18 protein-coding genes are annotated in these 16748 nt (G+C 65.3%); 7 read left to right on the forward strand and 11 right to left on the reverse strand.

Translation table 11 applies throughout. The features are described 5' to 3' along the window. Positions 1-74 precede the first annotated feature (74 nt). Positions 75-632 (forward strand): nucleotidyltransferase family protein, encoded by a 558-nt coding sequence (locus tag ACZ7GB_RS02990; RefSeq protein WP_472157608.1) that lies wholly within the window; start codon positions 75-77, stop codon positions 630-632. A gap of 130 nt (positions 633-762) precedes the next feature. Here the strand turns inward: ACZ7GB_RS02990 and ACZ7GB_RS02995 are convergent, their stop codons facing one another. Next, complete coding sequence (locus tag ACZ7GB_RS02995; RefSeq protein WP_472157609.1) at positions 763-2001, reverse strand: MFS transporter; 1239 nt, start codon at positions 1999-2001, stop codon at positions 763-765. Between the two features lie 110 nt (positions 2002-2111). Then, on the reverse strand, positions 2112-2675 hold the full coding sequence (locus ACZ7GB_RS03000) for a peptidoglycan-binding domain-containing protein (RefSeq protein WP_472157610.1): 564 nt from the start codon (positions 2673-2675) through the stop codon (positions 2112-2114). Between the two features lie 167 nt (positions 2676-2842). Here ACZ7GB_RS03000 and ACZ7GB_RS03005 point away from each other — a divergent pair, with 167 nt between their 5' ends. From ACZ7GB_RS03005 to purU, 4 genes are all read left to right on the forward strand, one after another. Next, entirely contained in the window at positions 2843-3166 is a 324-nt protein-coding gene (locus ACZ7GB_RS03005; protein ID WP_075776110.1) for a 2Fe-2S iron-sulfur cluster-binding protein, read from the forward strand. Next, positions 3166-3927 (forward strand): FG-GAP repeat domain-containing protein, encoded by a 762-nt coding sequence (locus ACZ7GB_RS03010; RefSeq protein ID WP_472157611.1) that lies wholly within the window; start codon positions 3166-3168, stop codon positions 3925-3927. Before ACZ7GB_RS03005 ends, ACZ7GB_RS03010 begins: the two co-directional genes overlap by 1 nt. 116 nt (positions 3928-4043) lie before the next feature. Beyond that, entirely contained in the window at positions 4044-4994 is a 951-nt protein-coding gene (locus ACZ7GB_RS03015) for a cation diffusion facilitator family transporter (protein ID WP_472157612.1), read from the forward strand. A gap of 144 nt (positions 4995-5138) precedes the next feature. Next, on the forward strand, positions 5139-6035 hold the full coding sequence (purU, locus tag ACZ7GB_RS03020; RefSeq protein ID WP_078546283.1) for a formyltetrahydrofolate deformylase: 897 nt from the start codon (positions 5139-5141) through the stop codon (positions 6033-6035). On the opposite strand, the gene ACZ7GB_RS03025 is transcribed toward purU, so the two are convergent. Together ACZ7GB_RS03025 and mgtE are read right to left on the reverse strand one after the other, a co-directional pair. After that, positions 6036-6572: a 5-formyltetrahydrofolate cyclo-ligase gene (locus ACZ7GB_RS03025; protein ID WP_472157613.1), complete on the reverse strand. Its 537-nt coding sequence runs from the start codon at positions 6570-6572 to the stop codon at positions 6036-6038. After that, positions 6569-7954: a magnesium transporter gene (mgtE, locus tag ACZ7GB_RS03030; protein ID WP_078539714.1), complete on the reverse strand. Its 1386-nt coding sequence runs from the start codon at positions 7952-7954 to the stop codon at positions 6569-6571. The genes ACZ7GB_RS03025 and mgtE overlap by 4 nt, the downstream gene beginning before the upstream one ends. A 146-nt stretch (positions 7955-8100) precedes the next feature. Here mgtE and guaD point away from each other — a divergent pair, with 146 nt between their 5' ends. Next, positions 8101-9384 (forward strand): guanine deaminase, encoded by a 1284-nt coding sequence (guaD, locus tag ACZ7GB_RS03035; RefSeq protein ID WP_472157614.1) that lies wholly within the window; start codon positions 8101-8103, stop codon positions 9382-9384. Continuing rightward, entirely contained in the window at positions 9381-10112 is a 732-nt protein-coding gene (locus ACZ7GB_RS03040; protein WP_472157615.1) for a hypothetical protein, read from the forward strand. Before guaD ends, ACZ7GB_RS03040 begins: the two co-directional genes overlap by 4 nt. Here ACZ7GB_RS03040 and ACZ7GB_RS03045 read toward each other — a convergent pair. The 7 genes from ACZ7GB_RS03045 to ACZ7GB_RS03075 all read right to left on the reverse strand — a co-directional run bounded on the left by ACZ7GB_RS03045 (position 10102) and on the right by ACZ7GB_RS03075 (position 16700). Continuing rightward, positions 10102-11439, reverse strand: coding sequence for an 8-oxoguanine deaminase (locus tag ACZ7GB_RS03045; RefSeq protein WP_472157616.1), 1338 nt, complete (start codon positions 11437-11439; stop codon positions 10102-10104). The two genes, ACZ7GB_RS03040 and ACZ7GB_RS03045, sit on opposite strands and share 11 nt — an antisense overlap. A gap of 66 nt (positions 11440-11505) precedes the next feature. Then, positions 11506-12072: a peroxidase-related enzyme gene (locus ACZ7GB_RS03050; RefSeq protein ID WP_078519650.1), complete on the reverse strand. Its 567-nt coding sequence runs from the start codon at positions 12070-12072 to the stop codon at positions 11506-11508. Positions 12073-12148: 76 nt separating this feature from the next. Further along, on the reverse strand, positions 12149-12958 hold the full coding sequence (gene xth, locus ACZ7GB_RS03055) for an exodeoxyribonuclease III (RefSeq protein ID WP_472157617.1): 810 nt from the start codon (positions 12956-12958) through the stop codon (positions 12149-12151). A 66-nt stretch (positions 12959-13024) separates the two neighbouring features. Next, entirely contained in the window at positions 13025-13636 is a 612-nt protein-coding gene (locus ACZ7GB_RS03060; RefSeq protein ID WP_078519652.1) for an inner membrane-spanning protein YciB, read from the reverse strand. A 6-nt stretch (positions 13637-13642) separates the two neighbouring features. Continuing rightward, positions 13643-14545 carry an EamA family transporter gene (locus tag ACZ7GB_RS03065; protein WP_472157618.1) on the reverse strand — a complete coding sequence of 301 codons (903 nt, stop codon included), beginning with the start codon at positions 14543-14545 and terminating at the stop codon, positions 13643-13645. A gap of 180 nt (positions 14546-14725) precedes the next feature. Then, positions 14726-16006 carry a signal recognition particle-docking protein FtsY gene (gene ftsY / locus ACZ7GB_RS03070; protein WP_472157619.1) on the reverse strand — a complete coding sequence of 427 codons (1281 nt, stop codon included), beginning with the start codon at positions 16004-16006 and terminating at the stop codon, positions 14726-14728. Between the two features lie 55 nt (positions 16007-16061). Further along, positions 16062-16700, reverse strand: coding sequence for a lysoplasmalogenase family protein (locus ACZ7GB_RS03075; RefSeq protein ID WP_472157620.1), 639 nt, complete (start codon positions 16698-16700; stop codon positions 16062-16064). Between the last annotated feature and the right edge of the window lie 48 nt (positions 16701-16748).

The raw sequence follows: 16748 nt of genomic DNA on the forward strand, positions 1-16748 counted from the left end.
CTGTTGCGAAGGTTGGAGCGACATCAATCTTCGCCTAACTTGGCTGAGTGGGCCGGAATACCGCGAGGACATCAGTGCTTCAGTCCTACGACATCGCTTCTCTGCTGCGCGAAAACCGGCAGCGATGGGAGATTCTTGAGTTGGTTGAATCACTCAATCTGCGTCAGGGAAGCATCGGTGCGGGCTTTGTCCGAAACTTCGTGTGGGACGCCCTTCACGGTCGGGCTTCGGATTGCAGAGATGAGGACATAGACGTTCTCTACTTCGACGATAAGAACCTCGATCCAGCGTCGGACGAAGCTTTTGAGAATTGGCTTCGGCAAGCAGCGCCGGAGTACCAATGGTCCGTGAAAAACCAGGCGAGAATGCACCTGCGAAACGGAGATTCACCATATTGTTCAGTGGCAGATGCAATGCGCTACTGGCCAGAAACGGCCACGGCAGTCGCGGCCCAAAGGTCGGGCTCAGATTGCCGGATCCTTGCACCCTTCACGCTCAACGACCTCTGTTCGATGATTTTGCGCCCAGCATCGAGCTTGCCACATAAGCGCGAAGCCTTCCGGACCAGAGTACAGAGCAAAGGCTGGCTGGAACGATGGCCACTGGTGCGGGTAGTAGAGATGTCCGCCTAGCCGACATCCGCCGCAGACAGCTCCCGAAGTTCTTGTCGGGAGCTGCTGATCGACATGCGTTGCGCCTACAAGGCGTCCGGCCCCACGCTGCACCATTTACTGCATGGGGCTGACCCGCGGGGCGCCTTTTTCATTGTCCCGTTTCGCGCGCCAGCACCCGGCGCGAGGCGATCGTCAGGCTCCCGGCGGCGATCACGCACCAGACCGCCATGCCCAGCATCTGGGTCGGCAGCTCCACCCCCATATCGATCAGCACGCCCGTGATCCCCGGCCCCACGGCGGTCGAGAGCACCATCGAGGCCACGATGATCGCGCGGATGCCGCCGAGGTTTTTCACCCCGTAGACCTCGGGCCAGAGCGCGCCCATCAGCGTGCCGGAAAACCCGTTCGACATGCCAAGCAGCGCCATGAAGGCATAGACGCCCCAGACCGGCGTGACCAAGGCGACCGTCAGCGAGGCAAGCGTCAGCGGTGCCAGCACGAAGGGCAGCAGGCGCAGCGCCCCGAACCGGTCGATCAGCCCGCCGCAGACGAAGCCGAAGCCCACGGTCGCGAGGGACATCACCGGGAAGGCCGCCGCGAAGGCAAGCGGGGAGTAGCCGCGCAGCTCGGTCAGGTAGCCTTGGTGGAAGAAGATCACCGTGCCGATGAAGGGCGGCGCGAGCAGTCCCGCCAGCAGCATGTAGAGGACCGGATCGCGGATCACCTCAGCACGGGTCCAGTCGCGCGCGGTGCCCGAGGCGCTCGATTGCACCTCGGTCGCGTTCGGCACCCGCTCGACCTGCATGAGCCGCATCAGGAGCGGCCAGGCGATCAAGACCAGCACCGCGGCTGAGAGCCACCACGCGAGATGCCAATTGCCGCTCGCCTGCGCGATCAGCACCACCAGAACCGGCAGCACCGCAGAGCCGAAAGGCTGGCCCGGCACGATAAGCGACATCGCTTTGCCGCGGCTCGCGACGAACCAGCGGCCGATCTCGGTGAAGGCAATCTCGGTCATCATGCCCTGCCCGAAGAGCCGAAGCATGTAGATCGCCAGCGTCAGGAAGATCAGGTTCGGCGCAAGCGTGATCCCGATACAGGCCAGCGCGAGCAGCGGAATGGTGAAGCGCACCACCTTCCAGCCGGGCATCAGGTCGAGCGTGCGCCCCAGAAACGGCAGCGTCGAGGCCGAGGCCAGCGTCGCCACCATGTAGAGCGCGCCGAAGGTGCCGCCCGACAGGCCGAAAGTCGCGCGAATGTCATTGCCCGACAGGCCGATGAAGAAGGTCTGTCCGAAGGAGGAGAACAGCGTCAGCAGGAACCCCGCGCCGAGCCAGCGGGCATTGTCGCGCATGAAGCGCAGATTGCTGCCGAAAAGCTTTTGCATGTTGCCCCCTGATCCCTTGGCCTCCGGTTAGAGACCGTTCCTCCCAAAGGCACAACCCCGCCGCCTGCGCAAAGGGCTGTGCAGCGATGCGATGGCGGGCGCGGATGGCCTCAGTTCGACCAGATATAGAGGCCCAGTTCCTGCGCGGCGCGCACCGAAAGCGTCGGGCTGTCGAGGCCACGCGGCGCCTGATAGGCTGCGATCGCGCGCCCCGTCGCCGGGTCCAGCTTGCCGTCGGCGGGGCCGGAATACAGCCCACGCAGCGCCAGCGCACGCTGGGTCATCGCAACGAAAGCGGGCGTCAGATCCTCCGAGCAGACGGATTCGAAATAGCGCGGCTTGCCGCTATCGACGAGCTTCTGGCCGCTCAATTCGCGATAGATCGCGGGCTGCGTGACCTTGCCGGTCTTCGGGTCGCGCTGTTCGGGGAGGACCTGCACCTGCCCGGTCACGGTCTCGACCTTGGCCGGGCCCTTGAGTTGGGTGAAACAACCCTGCGCGTCGTCGGCGGGCGGGCGGCTTTGAAGCACATGGGCGAGCGTCTTGGCGGGCGGGTCCTTCGGTGTGGCCTCCGAACCCTGCGCTGTGGGCTGACAGCCCGCCAGCCCCATCGTCACACCCAGCGCCACCAGCACCGCCCGCGCCGTGCCGAAGTTTTCAGCGATCTGCCGCATTCTTGTCTCCGCCTGCCTTGGGCCGGCAGACTAGCCGATATCTACGCTGCGGCAATCCCTTGCCCGTGACAGCCCGCCTCTGGCCAAATCACCGAAAGCAGCTTAGATCACTTGCGACCGGCCCCGCCGGCAAGCGCGTTTTGATTACGAACAAGAGGCCCCGAGCTATGGCGAAAATCACCTATGTCGAATTCAACGGCACCCGTCACGAGATCGACGTGAAGCCCGGCATGACCGTGATGGAAGGCGCACGCGACAATGGCGTGCCCGGCATCGACGCCGATTGCGGCGGCGCCTGCGCCTGTTCGACCTGCCATGTCTACGTCGACAAGGACTGGATCGAGAAACTGCCTCCGCGCGATCCGATGGAAGAGGACATGCTCGACTTCGCGTACGAGCCCGATCCCGTCACCTCGCGCCTGACCTGCCAGATCAAGGTCACGGACGAGCTCGACGGCCTGATCGTCAATCTTCCCGAAAAGCAGATCTGATGCGCCGCGCGGTGGCCCTCGCCTTCGCGCTGGTCACCGCTGCCGCCCTGCCCGCGCGGGCCGAAATGTCGGTCGCTGCGCGGTTCACCGAGCCTACGGATCGCTACGGTCACGGCGCGCTCGGCCCCGATCAGGAATTCGCAAATCTCCAGATCGAGGTGTCCCGCAAGGCGGGCAGTCCCAAAGGGCTGTTCTCGGGGCACAGCACGCTGACCTATGACCTGCGCCTCGATCCCGACATGGTCTACGAGGACACGAGCCCGCGCCTGAGCGATCTCGACGGCGACGGCATCGCCGAGGTGATCGTGGTGCAATCGCACCTGAAGTTCGGCTCTCGGCTTCTGGTGCTCACGGTGCATTCGGGCAAGCCGGAATTCCTCGCCGCGACCGATTTCGTGGGTGAGCCGAACCATTGGCTCGCGCCCATCGGCGTCGCGGATTTCAATAGCAACGGGCATCGCGACATCGCGCTGATCGACGCGCCGCATCGGTTGGGCGTGCTGCGCCTCTTCGAGTATCGCGACGGCGCTTTGCACCCGACCTTCGCGGGCGGGCAGTTCACCAATCACCGTTTCGGCTCTGACACGATCCTGGGCGGGGTGCGCGATTGCGGCTCTGGTCCCGAGATGATCGTCGCCAGCTTCGACTGGTCGGAACTGCTTGCGCTCTCCGTCACGTCCGCGAACGCAGTGAACTGGACGCGCCTTGGCCGCCACACCTCGCCGGCGGGGTTCGCGAAAGCGCTGAACTGCAACGGCTGAGCCCTGCCGCACCGGCCTCGCGGAACCGCCCTGCCCCCGCCCATGTTAACCCTGCATCACGACACCGGCGCGCGGTCGTTCCTCCCCGTCGCGCGCCCCGATGCAGGATTCCAGCCATGGCCGAAGCCCAAGCCTCCGAAGAAAAGCCGATTGCCGTCTATGGCGCGCTCGCCGCGAACCTTCTGATCGCCATCGCGAAATTCGTGGCGGCGGCCTTCACGGGCAGCTCGTCCATGCTGGCGGAGGCGTTCCACTCGGTGGTCGATACCGGCAATGAGGGGCTGCTGTTGCTGGGCCACAAGCGCAGCAAGAAGGAACCGGACGAGAAACACCCGTTCGGCTATGGCAAGGAGCTGTATTTCTGGTCGCTCGTCGTCGCGATGCTGCTGTTTGCGATCGGCGGCGGGCTCTCGATCTATGAGGGCATCGTCCATATCCAGAACCCCGAACCGATCGAAAAGCCGATCTGGAACTACGGCGTGCTGCTCGTGGCCTTCCTCGCTGAAGGCACGTCCTGGGTCATCGCGATCCGTCAGCTTCTGAAGCAGCGCAAACCGGGCGAAGGCTATTTCAAGGCCTTCCGCCGCTCAAAGGACCCGTCGATCTTCGTCGTCGTCGCCGAAGACAGCGCGGCCCTTCTTGGCATCCTCGCGGCCGCGCTTGGCGTCTATCTCTCGGTGACCTTCGAAAACCCGTTCTTCGACGGCGCAGCCTCTATCGTCATCGGGCTCATCCTGATCGTCGTGGCGATCATCCTCGTCTACGAGACCCGCGCGCTGATCATGGGCGAGGCCGCTGACCGCGACGTGCGCAAGTCGATCCGCGAGATCGCGACCGGGTTCGACGAGGTGGCGGAGGTCAAACGGCTTCTCACGATGCATTTCGCGCCCGATCAGGTGCTGGTGAATATCGAGCTGAAGATGAGGAACGGCCTCTCGCCCGAGGCGATCTTCCACGCGGTGGAGGCGGTGCAGAAGAAAATCCACGAGGCCCACCCGGAGGTTTCGAGCGTTTTCCTCGAAATCGAATCTCTGCGCGGCACGCAGCCCGAAAACGCGGCGGCCTGAGGCCGCGCGCGTCGCCCCTGACGCGATGCCGCTTTTCACCGCAACGCCGTCGCTTTCTCCCGCGCCCTTCCCCGGACTCGGGGTGATTGTGTCCCCACCCCCGGCGCGCTAGGAAACCGGGCGAAAGATTAAAAGGGATGCGACATGACCCAGACTGCCGACGCTTACGTTCTCACCGTTGCCTGCCCCTCGACGCGGGGGATCGTCGCGGGGATCGCGAACGTGTTGGCCGATCAGGGCTGCAACATCACCGACTCGCATCAGTATGACGACCCGAAGACGGGCCAGTTCTTCATGCGCGTCAGCTTCGTCTCCGAGAAAGGCAAGGATGCCGAGGCGATCCGCGCCGCCTTCGAGCCGGTCGCCAAGGATTTCGAGATGGACTGGGCGGTCCGCGACTCCCGCGAGAAGATGAAGGTTCTGGTGATGGTGTCGAACTTCGGCCACTGCCTGAACGACCTTCTCTACCGCTGGCGCATCGGTGCGCTGCCGATCGAGATCGTGGGCGTGGTGTCGAACCACATGACCTATCAGAAGGTCGTCGTGAACCATGACCTGCCCTTCCACCACATCAAGGTGACGAAAGAGAACAAGCCCGAGGCAGAGAAGCGTCTTCTGGACGTGGTCGATGAATCGGGCGCGGAACTGATCGTGCTGGCGCGCTACATGCAAATCCTGTCGGACGCGCTGTGCCAGAAGATGTCGGGCCGGATCATCAACATCCACCACTCCTTCCTGCCGAGCTTCAAGGGTGCGAACCCCTACAAGCAGGCCTATGAGCGTGGTGTGAAGCTGATCGGGGCGACCTCGCATTACGTGACCGCCGATCTCGACGAAGGCCCGATCATCGAGCAGGACACCGTGCGCGTCACCCATGCGCAAAGCCCGTCGGATTACGTCTCGCTGGGCCGCGATGTCGAGGCGCAGGTGCTGTCGCGCGCAATCCACGCCCATGTGCAGCACCGGGTCTTCCTGAACGACAGCAAGACGGTGGTCTTCCCGGCTTCGCCCGGTGCCTACGCCTCCGAGCGGATGGGCTGATCAAAGATGTAGGATGCCCGCCTCGGTCACGATCGTGTCGAGAGGCTGATCGGTCGGCTCGGTGGGCACTTCCGGCACTTCCTGCGCCGCGAAAGCAAAGCCGATCGCCGTGACGGGGCCGCGTGCGCGCAGCCCCTCCAGCGTGCGGTCGTAAAAGCCGCCACCATAGCCCAGCCGATAGCCCTGCGCGTCGAAAGCCAGCAGCGGCACAATCAGCACCTCGGGCGTGACCTCCTCGCCCTCCGCCGGGATATGCGCCCCGAAAGCGCCCGCGACCATCTCGGTCTCGGGCGTCCAGCGGTGAAAGACCAGAGGCTGCGCCTCCGCGACCACCACCGGCAGACAGAGCGGCCCGCCATGCGCGACCATCGCCGGGCGCGGATCGGGCTCGGTCCGGATCGGCCAATAGCCCGCCAGCACCTTGCCCGCGAAGGGCTCCAGCGCCGCCGTCAGCGCCCGCGTCGCAGATCCGTCATCGGCCGCATGGGCCGCCTTACGCGCAGCGAAAGCGTCCTTGCGCGCGAGATCCTTGCTCATAGCAGCACGACGGAGGCGAGCCCGAGGAAGGCGAAGAAGCCCACCACATCGGTCATCGTCGTCACGAACGTGCCCGAGGCCAGCGCTGGGTCCGCGCCGAGCTTCTCCAGCGCCAGCGGGATCAGGATGCCCGACAAGGCAGCCACCACGAGGTTGATCACCATCGCCAGCCCGATCACGATGCCAAGCTGTGCGCCCGAGAACCAGAAGGCGGCCACCGCGCCCATCACGACTGCGAAGGCGAGACCGTTCAGCAGCCCCACGATGGCTTCCCGTCGCACGACCCGCCAGACGTTGCTGTCCGTCAGATCGCGGGTCGCCAGCGCACGCACCGCAACTGTCAGCGTCTGCGTGCCCGCATTGCCGCCCATCGAGGCCACGATGGGCATCAGCACGGCGAGCGCCACGAGCTGCTGGATCGTTCCCTCGAAGATCGAGATAACCGCCGAGGCGAGGATCGCCGTCAGCAGGTTCACGAAGAGCCACGGCAGGCGCTGACGCACGGTTTCCAGAACGGTATCCGAGATCGCGGATTCGTCACCCACACCGGCGAGGCGAAGGATGTCTTCCTCGTGTTCCTCGTCGAGGACCGACATCGCGTCGTCGATGGTGATGACGCCGACCAAGCGGTCGTCTTCATCCACGACCGGGGCCGAGATCAGGTGATACTGGTTGAACGCATAGGCCACGTCGCCCTCGTCCTGATAGGCCGAGATCTTGCGGAACTCTTCCTCACAAATCTCGATCAGCTTCGAGGCGCGCGGGGCGGACAGGATGCGTCCCAGAGTGACATTGCCGACCGGGTGATGGCCCGGATCGACGAGAGTCACGTGATAGAACTGGTCGGGCAGCCATTTGGCTTTCCGCAGAAAGTCGATCGTCTCGCCCACCGTCCAATGCTCGGGCGCGGTCACGACCTCGCGCTGCATCAAACGACCGGCGGAATATTCGGGATAGCCCAGCGATTTCTCGACCGCGGCCCGATCGGTCTCGTCGAGCGCGCCGAGGATCGCTTCCTGCTGCGGCTCCTCGAGGTCTTCGATCAGGTCGACGACGTCATCGGAATCGAGCTCGCGGACCGCATCGGCCAGAACTTCCGGCGGCAGGCTCGCGAGAACCTCCTCGCGGATACCCTCATCGATCTCGGTCAGGATCTCGCCGTCGATCTGGCGGCCCCAGAGGCGCAGAATCTCGCGCCGCTCATGGCCGGAGACCTGTTCGATAAGGTCGGCGATATCGGCGGCGTGCAAGGGCTCGAGCAGCTCGCTCAGGCGATCTGCATCTTCCTGCTCGACGGCATCGAGAATTTCCTCGACCAGCTCTCCGCTCAGCCGATAATCCTCTTCCTCGCGCTCTGTCTCTTCGGCAAGTGCTTCGGCCATGTCGCCCCCATTCCGATCGCGCGTGAAACATAGCTGTTTTCTCGCAGATGGACAGGGGGGCGAGGGCGAAAAAGAAGCGCCGCGACGGCAGAGATTTACCTTCGCCGCGCCCCGCCCTAGCATGGCGCGTCGGACAGGAGAGAATGATGGCTGAGCTGCACCTTGGGCAGGTTCTGGAATACCGCGGCGACGCGCTTGTCGAAGGGCCGGAGGCGGTCACGCACCGGCGCCGCGGCGGTATGCTGATCGACGGCGGTATGATCGCCGCCGTGGGCGAGGCCGACGATCTGCGCGAGGCCCATCCGCAGGCCGAGATCGTCGATCATGGCGACCACCTCCTGTCGCCCGGGTTCGTCGATGCGCATGTGCATTACCCGCAGACCGCGATCGTCGCGAGCTGGGGCAAGCGGCTGATCGACTGGCTCAACACCTATACTTTCCCCGAAGAGATTTCCTTCGCCGATCCCGCCCATGCGGAAGAGATCGCGACCCGCTATCTCGATCTGGCGCTGATGAACGGCACGACGTCGATGTGCAGCTATTGCACGATCCATCCCGCCAGCGTCGAAGCCTTCTTCACCGCCGCCAAGGCCCGCGGGATGCGCGCCGCGGCGGGCAAGACCTGCATGGATCGCCACGCCCCCGAGGCTTTGCGCGACACCCCGCAATCGGCCTATGACGACAGCCGCATCCTCTTGCAGAAGTGGCACGGGACTGGCCGGCTGAGCTATGTCATCACGCCGCGCTTCTCGCCCACCTCGTCGGCGGATCAGCTTTGCGCTCTGGGCGCGCTCTGGGCGGAGCATCCCGATTGCCTGATGCAGACCCATCTGAGCGAGCAGGTGGACGAGATCGCATGGGTGCGCGAGCTATATCCCACCGCACGCGACTATCTCGACACTTACGAGACTTATGGCCTGCTGGGCGAGAACGCGCTTTACGGCCACGCGATCCATCTGGAGCCGCGCGAGGCAGACCGGATCAAGGAGGTCGGCGCGGCGCTGATTCATTGCCCGACCTCGAACACGTTCATCGGGTCGGGGCTCTTCGACTGGCCGACGCGTCTGGCCGAGGGGCAGCAAATCGGTCTGGCCACCGATACCGGCGGCGGGTCGAGCTTTTCGATGCTGCGCACGATGGCCGCCGCCTATGAGATCGGGCAGCTCACGCATAAGCCGCTGCACCCCGCGCAGCTTTGGTGGCTGGCCACGCAAGGCTCGGCCAAGTCGATGCGGATGGGTGACAAGATCGGCGCGCTGGCCCCGGGGATGGAGGCGGATTTCATCGCGGTCGACCTCGCCTCGACGCTTGCCATTACGCAGCGTGCCGACCGTGCGGAGGATATCTGGGAGGCGATCTTCCCGACGATCATGATGGGCGACGACCGCGCGATCGCGGGCACCTGGGTCGCGGGCAAGCGGCTGCATTGAGCGATCCGGCCTTCGAGAGGATTTACGCCCGCGCGCCTTTCACCATTGATTTTCTCGACGGCGGCGGCGGCGATCTGGTGATCTCCTTCGCCTCGATCGGCCATGACCCAAGCCGCCCGCCCGCACCGGAATTCGTCGCCACCGCCACGGGGCGTGGCACGCCCGGTTTCCCGCGCCGGGCGCTGTTCATCAGCGACGAAAGCCGCAGCTGGGCGAATGACCCGGGCTTCGCCCCTGCCCTGCGCGCCGCCTTGGCAGAGGTGACGCGCCGCCGCCCCGTCACCCGCATCGCCGCCATTGGACTTTCGATGGGCGCGGTCTCGGCGCTGGTCGCGGCTGAGGTGATCCCGGTCGATGTGGTGCTCGCGCTGTCGCCGCAGGCTTCAGTCAAACCCGGCGTCGTGCCGGGCGAGACGCGCTGGAGCGAGTGGACCTCTCGGATCGACCATTTCGCCCGCGAGACCACGCCGCTCCCGCCCGCGCCTTGCTGGGCGATCCTGTTCCACGGCGCGCATGACGATCTGGACCAGGCGATGCCCTTCCCGCCCGCGCCAAATGTCGACCACCTGATCTTCCCCGATCTCGGCCATTCCGACCTCGGGCCGCATCTGAAGGCGCGCGGTGGGCTATCGGGGCTGATGGAGGCCGCCCTTGCAGGCGACCGACGCCGCCTGCTGCGGATCGCCAGCGCCGCCGGTGCCGTGCGGCGCGAGAAATTCAGCCCATAAGCCGTGCCGCGAGACGGTTTTGCGTCTCGATCACCCGCGGCAGGTCGATCGTCACCACCTGCCCATCGCGCACCACCTGACGACCCTCGACGAAGAGATGCTTCACCTTGGGCGGCCCGCACAGCACCAGCGCCGCGACCGGATCCCATGCGCCTGCCGCCTCCAGCCCCGAGACATCCCAGATCGCCACATCCGCGCGTTTTCCCGGTGCGAGCACCCCGCAATCGGGACGGCCCAGAACCTGCGCCCCGCCCAAAGTCGCGATCTCCAGCGCCTCGCGCGCGGCCATCGCGTCGGCACCGTTTTGCACCCGCTGCAGCAGCATCGCCATGCGCGCCTCGCCGATGAGGCTCCCTGCATCGTTCGAGGCCGAGCCATCGACGCCAAGCGCGACCTTCACCCCCGCATCGCGCATCTGCCGCATCGGCGCGATGCCCGAGCCCAGACGGCAATTCGAGCACGGACAATGCGCAACCCCCGTCTTCGTGCGCGCGAACAGGTCGATCTCGCCCGCATCCAGCTTCACGCAATGCGCGTGCCAGACATCCTCGCCGGTCCAGCCCAGATCTTCCGCATACTGCCCCGGCCGACAGCCGAACTGCTCCAAGCTGTAGGAAATATCCTCGTCATTCTCCGCCAGATGGGTGTGCAGCATCACGCCCTTGTCGCGCGCCAGCAGCGCGGCGTCGCGCATCAGTTCGCGCGACACTGAAAACGGCGAGCACGGCGCGATCCCCACCCGGCACATCGAGCCCTCGCCCGCATCGTGGAACACGTCGACGACCCGGATGCAGTCGTTCAGGATCGCGGCCTCGCGCTCCACCAGACTATCGGGCGGCAGCCCCCCATCGCTCTCACCGATGCTCATCGCGCCGCGCGTGGGATGGAAGCGCAGGCCCAGCTCGGCGGCGGCGTGGATCGTGTCCTCCAGCCGCGCGCCATTCGGATACATATACAGATGATCGGAACTGGTGGTGCAGCCGGTCAGCGCCAGCTCCGCGAGCCCCACCTGCGCCGAGACGCGGATTTCCTCGGGCCCCATCTTCGCCCAGATCGGATAGAGCGTCTGCAGCCAGCCAAATAGCAGCGCATCTTGGCCCCCCGGCACCGCGCGCGTCAGCGTCTGGTAAAGATGGTGATGGGTATTCACGAGCCCCGGCGTGACGACACAGCCCTTGGCCTCGACCACCTCGCCCGTGCTTTCCAGCCCCGGCCCGACGGCGGCGATCTGCCCGTCGCGCAGCAGCAGATCCGCGCCCTTCAGCTCGCGCCGGGTGCCGTCCATCGTGACGATCACCTCGGCGCCCCGGATCAAGATCTCGCCCATCGCGCGCTCCCACTGGCTGGTTTCGCCAGAGCCTAGACCGCGCGGATGGGCGAAGACCAGAGGCGCTCAGCGCCCCATCGCGTAGAACTCGGGGTTCGGCGGGATCGCGGCCATGTTCACCAAGCGGTTCGACAGGCCGAAAAACGCGGTGATCGCGCCGATATCCCAGATATCGTCATCGGTGAAGCCATGGGCGCGCAGCGCTTCGTAGTCGGCCTCCTCGACCTCCTGCGCGCGCAGGCTCACCTTCATCGCGAAGTCGAGCATCGCGCGCTGGCGCGGCGTGATCTCGGACTTGCGGTAATTCACCGCGACCTGATCGGCGATCAGCGGGTTCTTGGCGCGGATGCGCAGAATCGCCCCATGGGCGATCACGCAATACTGGCACTCATTGGCCGCCGAGGTCGCTACCACGATCATCTCGCGCTCGGCAATGGTCAGGTTGCCGGGCTTCTCCATCAGCGCGTCATGATAGGCGAAGAAGGCGCGGCACTCGTCGGGGCGGTGCGCCAGCGCGAGGAAGATGTTCGGGATGAACCCGGCCTTCTCGTGAACCGCCTCGATCCGCGTGCGGATATCCTCGGGCATGTCGGCGAGTTTCGGCACAGGATGCCGGCTGATCTTGTCTTGCATGTGGGGTCTCCTCTCTTCCGCCGCCACTATGCACAGCTGCGACGGGGCCGAGGAAATGACGTTGCGGCAATCGCGCTCAGAGGTCGAGCGTGATCCAGACCGGCACGTGATCCGAGGGTTTGTCGCGACCACGGATTTCCTTGTCGATCCCGACATCGCGCAGCAGATCCGCCGCCTGCGGCGACAGCAGCAGATGGTCGATCCGGATGCCGTTATTCTTCTGCCAGGCGCCCGCCTGATAGTCCCAGAACGAGTAATGCCCCGGCCCTTGCACGCGGGCGCGGAACGCCTCGGTGAAGCCGAGATTGAGGATACGGCGGAAGGCTTCGCGGCTTTGCGGCAACGCCAGCGCATCACCGCGCCACGCCTCGGGTTTCGCGGCATCCTCGTCCTGGGGAATGATGTTGTAATCGCCCGCCATCACGAAGGGCTCTTCCAGCGCGAGCAGTTCTTCCGCCCGCGCCTTCATCCGCGCCATCCATGACAGCTTGTAGGCGTATTTGCCGCCCTCGACGGGCTGGCCTGCGTCGTCCATCTCCACCGGGTTGCCATTGGGCAGATAGAGGCCACAGAGCCGCACCGCGCCCTTGTCGCCGACCACCGTGGCCTCGATCCAGCGCGCCTGTTCGTCGCTCTCATCGCCGGGCAGGCCGCGCGTTACATCCTCCAGAGGCAGCTTCGAGAGGATCGCGACGCCGTTGAAGCTTTTCTGACCGTGCGTCTCGACGGAATAGCCCAACTCCTCGAATATCTCGCGCGGGAAACCCTCGTCGACCGACTTGATCTCCTGCAGCAAAGCCACGTCGGGCTCGGCTTCCTTCAGCCAATCGACCAGCGCCTGATGGCGCGCCTTGATGCCGTTGATATTGAAGGTGGCGATTTTCATGAGCGGCTCCGGGTTTGGCAGTCGCGAAAGGTGTAACGGATCGCGGCGGGCGCGGACAGGGCGGAGTTAGCCCTCTTCGCTTTCCTCCGTATCGATCCCGTGACGCTCGAACAGCTTCGCCTGCGACATGATGAAGGCGATCATGATGATCGGCAGACCGAAAGTCTTGAAATCGACCCAATGCGCGTCCGACATCGTGCGCCAGACGATCTCATTGGCGACGGCAAGGCCCAGAAACAGCCAGACGAAGCGCTTGGTCAGGATCATCCAGCCCTCATGCGCCATCGGCATCGCCTCGTTCATCACCAGTTGCAGCCACGCCTTACCGCGCAGCAATCCGGCCCCGAGAATGCCCGCGAACAGCAGGTAGATGATCGTGGGCTTCATCTTGAAGAAGGTCGGATCGTTCAGCCAGACCGACAGCCCGCCGAAGATCGCCACCAGCACGAGCGTCGCGATCTGCATCGCCGAGAGCTTGCCGGTCAACAGCCACAGAATCAGCGTCGTCGCCGCGATCAGCGGGATGAAAAGCGCGGTGGCCACGACGAAGCCCGAATAATCGGTGCCGAGAATCGTGTAGGTGCCGTCCTTCAGCCGGTTGAAGGCGACGAAGAACACGATGAGCGGCCCCCAGTCGAGCGCCGCTTTCACCCAGGGGGAAATCTTTTTCTCTGCCATCTGCCTTTACCTGCCTGCTATCTCAACGATCACGGCCCCTGCCGCGATCAGCGCCATCAGGGCCGTGCGCCGCGGCCCCACTTTCTCGCCCAGCACGAGCCAGCCGATGAGCGCTGCGAAGACCGTGGACGTCTCGCGCAGCACCGCCGCCTCGCCCACCTTGTCGAGCCGTGTCGCCAACATGATCGAGCCAAAGGAGAAATAAGCAACAATCGCGCCGATAACACCCCTCTTGATGAGCGGCACCATTTCCGAACTCGGCAGTTTCGTCCAGCGCCGCGCGGTGAAGATCGGCATGAACCAGCCGTCGATGAAGAAGAACCACGCAAGGAAGGTGAACGGATCGGCGGTCGCGCGGATGCCATAGGCGTCATAGGTCGTGTAGAGCGCGACGAAGGCGCCGGTCGCAACGGCCAGCATCAGGGCGGGCACCATCGTCTCGCGATCGACCGTCACGTTGCGCAGGTTGTAGAGCGCAAGCCCGTAGATGCCCGCCAGAAGCGTGCCGACCCCGGCCCATTGGCCGATCGTGAAATGCTCGCCGAAGATGAACCCCGCCCCGATGACCGCGAAAAGCGGTCCAGTGCCGCGCACGACCGGATAGACCACCGTATAGGCCCCGCGCTGGTAGCAGGCCGCCTGCAGCAGCTTGTAGGCGACATGGATGAAGAACACGCCCACGAAGATCGGCCACATGAAGGGCTCGGGCCACGGCACCACGAAAAGCGCGAAGGGGGCTGCGATGATCCCGTAGCTCGCATCGATCGCGGCGCGGCTGAGCCAAGGATCGTGCCGCCCCTTCTGCAACGCCCCGAACAGCGCGTGAAGAAAGGCCGCGAGCAGAGCTAGGCTCAGCGCGAGGTGCTTGCCGGTCTCGGTGCCCGAGACGGAGATGATCCAGTCGCTCAAGGGGAAGTCCTTCGTGATGTCGGCGGCAAGGGGGCGCTGCCCCCTCTGGCCTCAGGGGCCATTCACCCCCGGGATATTTCGACCAAGGGGAAGAGGAAAGGCGCATCCCTCTCTTCGCTCTTGCACAAATATCCAGGGGGGGGCGCGCAAGCGCTGGGGGCGGCGCCCCCCTTCGCCAGCTCAGTCTTCGAGACCGACGAGGGCCTGCGCGAATTCTTCCGGATCGAACGGCGCCAGATCGTCGAGTTGCTCGCCCACCCCGATCGCGTGGATCGGCAGGCCGAACTTGTCGGCCAGCGCCACCAGAACGCCGCCCTTCGCGGTGCCGTCGAGCTTGGTCATCACCAGCCCCGACACGTTCGAGATCTTGCGGAAGACATCGACCTGCTGCAGCGCGTTCTGGCCCGTCGTCGCATCGAGCACGAGAAGCGTATTATGCGGCGCGGTCTCGTCGACCTTGCGGATCACGCGGACGATCTTGGCGAGTTCTTCCATTAGGTCGGCGCGGTTCTGCAGCCGGCCTGCCGTGTCAATCATCAGAAGGTCCGCGCCCTCGGCCTCGGCCTTCTTCATCGCATCATAGGCGAGCGAGGCCGGGTCCGAGCCTTCGGGCGCGGTCAGGACCGGCACGCCGGCGCGATCGCCCCAGACCTGAAGCTGCTCGACCGCAGCCGCGCGGAACGTGTCGCCCGCCGCGATCACGACCTGCTTGCCGGCGGCGCGGAATTGCGAGGCGAGCTTGCCGATCGTCGTGGTCTTGCCCGAGCCGTTGACGCCAACCACCAGAACGACCTGCGGTTTTTTCGGATAGAGCGGCAGCGGTTTCGCGACCGGTTCCATGATCCGGGCGACCTCTTGGGCCAGCAGCCCCTTGATCTCGGAGACCGAGAGCTTGCGGCCCATCCGCCCCTCCGCGAGGTTCGCCGAGACGCGCAGCGCGGTATCGACGCCCATGTCGGAGGCGATCAGCAGCTCTTCGAGGCTCTCTAACATCTCGTCATCGAGGACGCGGCGCGGCTCGGCGGGTTTCGCCTCGCCACCGCCAAAGATGCGGCCCAGAAGGCCGGGCTTCTTCGGCTCGGGGCTGGGACGCTCGGGCGCGGGCTCGACGTCGAGCGGTGCCTTGGCGATCTGCGCGTGTTCCTCCTCGACCGGTTCGGTCACCGGCGCGGGCACGTAGCCGGGCGCGGGCGGTGTCGGATCGGGGAGGTTGATCGTCTCGCTGTGCCGCGGTTCGGGCTCAGGCTCTGCCTCGGGCTCCGGTTCCGGCGCGGGTTCAGCGCGGGTCTGCGGCGCCGCCTCGGGGGAGGTCTCTGCGGGCGTCGCGGGCGCGGAAGGTTCCGGCGTCTCCGCGACCTCGTCTTCACGGGCCGCATTCTCGGCGACGATATCCTCGAGGCCCTGCTCGAGCTTCGAGGAGGAACGCGTCAGACGCGATTTGAGCTTTTTGAAAAACGACATGGATCAGGCCTTTCCTTACGCTCCACCTAGTTCATCGCAGGCCCGGATGGAAGGCTTATCCCCCGGCAAAACCCGATCCCGCGCCCCAGCCTATCAAGGCCTGACCGCCCCAGTAGAGCACCCAGAGCGCGCGCGCCGCCAGCTGTTTGCGGCCCGCGTCGCGCAGCACGAACATCTCCAGCGCGAGGATCAGGTCGGAGAGGACGAAGGCAAGGCTGCCCGCGATCACCATCAGATAGCCCGCGGGCAGGCCCATCGCCACCGCCGCCATCGCCACGATGATCCAGATATAGATCCGCACCGGCCAGCACAGCCCGCCCGTGCGCGGCAGCAGCCAGAACTCCGCCGACAGTCCCAAGGCGATGAGCGGGATGGTCCAGGCGGAGGGCTGCGCGCCCATATCGAGGAACCCCAGAAGATAGGCCAGATGCCCCGCCGCAAAGGCCGCCATGCCGATCAGGAAGGCCCGTTGACCGGGGCGTGACAGGGCGAAATCGCCCGCCGCCCCGAGCGCGAGACCTGCGAGTATCGCAACCGGCGCGCCCATAGCCGCCGCCATCGGAATCAGCGCCACGACGGAGGCGGTCTTCACAAGGGTTTTCGCACCGCTTTCCCCTGCGCCTGCATGGCGCGCGAGGTAAATCAGCGCGAAGACGGCGGCGATAAGGAGACTGATCGGGGCTGCGGACATCATCGCCACATCTCGCGCAGAAAAGCCCGGCCGCCGCAAGCGGGGTCATAA

The sequence above is a fragment of the Thioclava sp. PTB-PU3-1 genome (assembly GCF_055666785.1).

What these genes read in the sequence shown, in the direction of transcription:
- ACZ7GB_RS03000 (WP_472157610.1), bottom strand. Translation starts at nt 2,675, where the DNA reads ATGCGGCAGATCGCTGAAAACTTCGGCACGGCGCGGGCGGTGCTGGTG.
- guaD (WP_472157614.1), top strand. Translation starts at nt 8,101, where the DNA reads ATGGCTGAGCTGCACCTTGGGCAGGTTCTGGAATACCGCGGCGACGCG.
- ACZ7GB_RS03005 (WP_075776110.1), top strand. Translation starts at nt 2,843, where the DNA reads ATGGCGAAAATCACCTATGTCGAATTCAACGGCACCCGTCACGAGATC.
- ACZ7GB_RS03060 (WP_078519652.1), bottom strand. Translation starts at nt 13,636, where the DNA reads ATGGCAGAGAAAAAGATTTCCCCCTGGGTGAAAGCGGCGCTCGACTGG.
- ftsY (WP_472157619.1), bottom strand. Translation starts at nt 16,006, where the DNA reads ATGTCGTTTTTCAAAAAGCTCAAATCGCGTCTGACGCGTTCCTCCTCG.
- ACZ7GB_RS03025 (WP_472157613.1), bottom strand. Translation starts at nt 6,572, where the DNA reads ATGAGCAAGGATCTCGCGCGCAAGGACGCTTTCGCTGCGCGTAAGGCG.
- purU (WP_078546283.1), top strand. Translation starts at nt 5,139, where the DNA reads ATGACCCAGACTGCCGACGCTTACGTTCTCACCGTTGCCTGCCCCTCG.
- ACZ7GB_RS03010 (WP_472157611.1), top strand. Translation starts at nt 3,166, where the DNA reads ATGCGCCGCGCGGTGGCCCTCGCCTTCGCGCTGGTCACCGCTGCCGCC.
- xth (WP_472157617.1), bottom strand. Translation starts at nt 12,958, where the DNA reads ATGAAAATCGCCACCTTCAATATCAACGGCATCAAGGCGCGCCATCAG.
- ACZ7GB_RS03045 (WP_472157616.1), bottom strand. Translation starts at nt 11,439, where the DNA reads ATGGGCGAGATCTTGATCCGGGGCGCCGAGGTGATCGTCACGATGGAC.
- mgtE (WP_078539714.1), bottom strand. Translation starts at nt 7,954, where the DNA reads ATGGCCGAAGCACTTGCCGAAGAGACAGAGCGCGAGGAAGAGGATTAT.
- ACZ7GB_RS03015 (WP_472157612.1), top strand. Translation starts at nt 4,044, where the DNA reads ATGGCCGAAGCCCAAGCCTCCGAAGAAAAGCCGATTGCCGTCTATGGC.
- ACZ7GB_RS03075 (WP_472157620.1), bottom strand. Translation starts at nt 16,700, where the DNA reads ATGATGTCCGCAGCCCCGATCAGTCTCCTTATCGCCGCCGTCTTCGCG.
- ACZ7GB_RS02995 (WP_472157609.1), bottom strand. Translation starts at nt 2,001, where the DNA reads ATGCAAAAGCTTTTCGGCAGCAATCTGCGCTTCATGCGCGACAATGCC.
- ACZ7GB_RS03050 (WP_078519650.1), bottom strand. Translation starts at nt 12,072, where the DNA reads ATGCAAGACAAGATCAGCCGGCATCCTGTGCCGAAACTCGCCGACATG.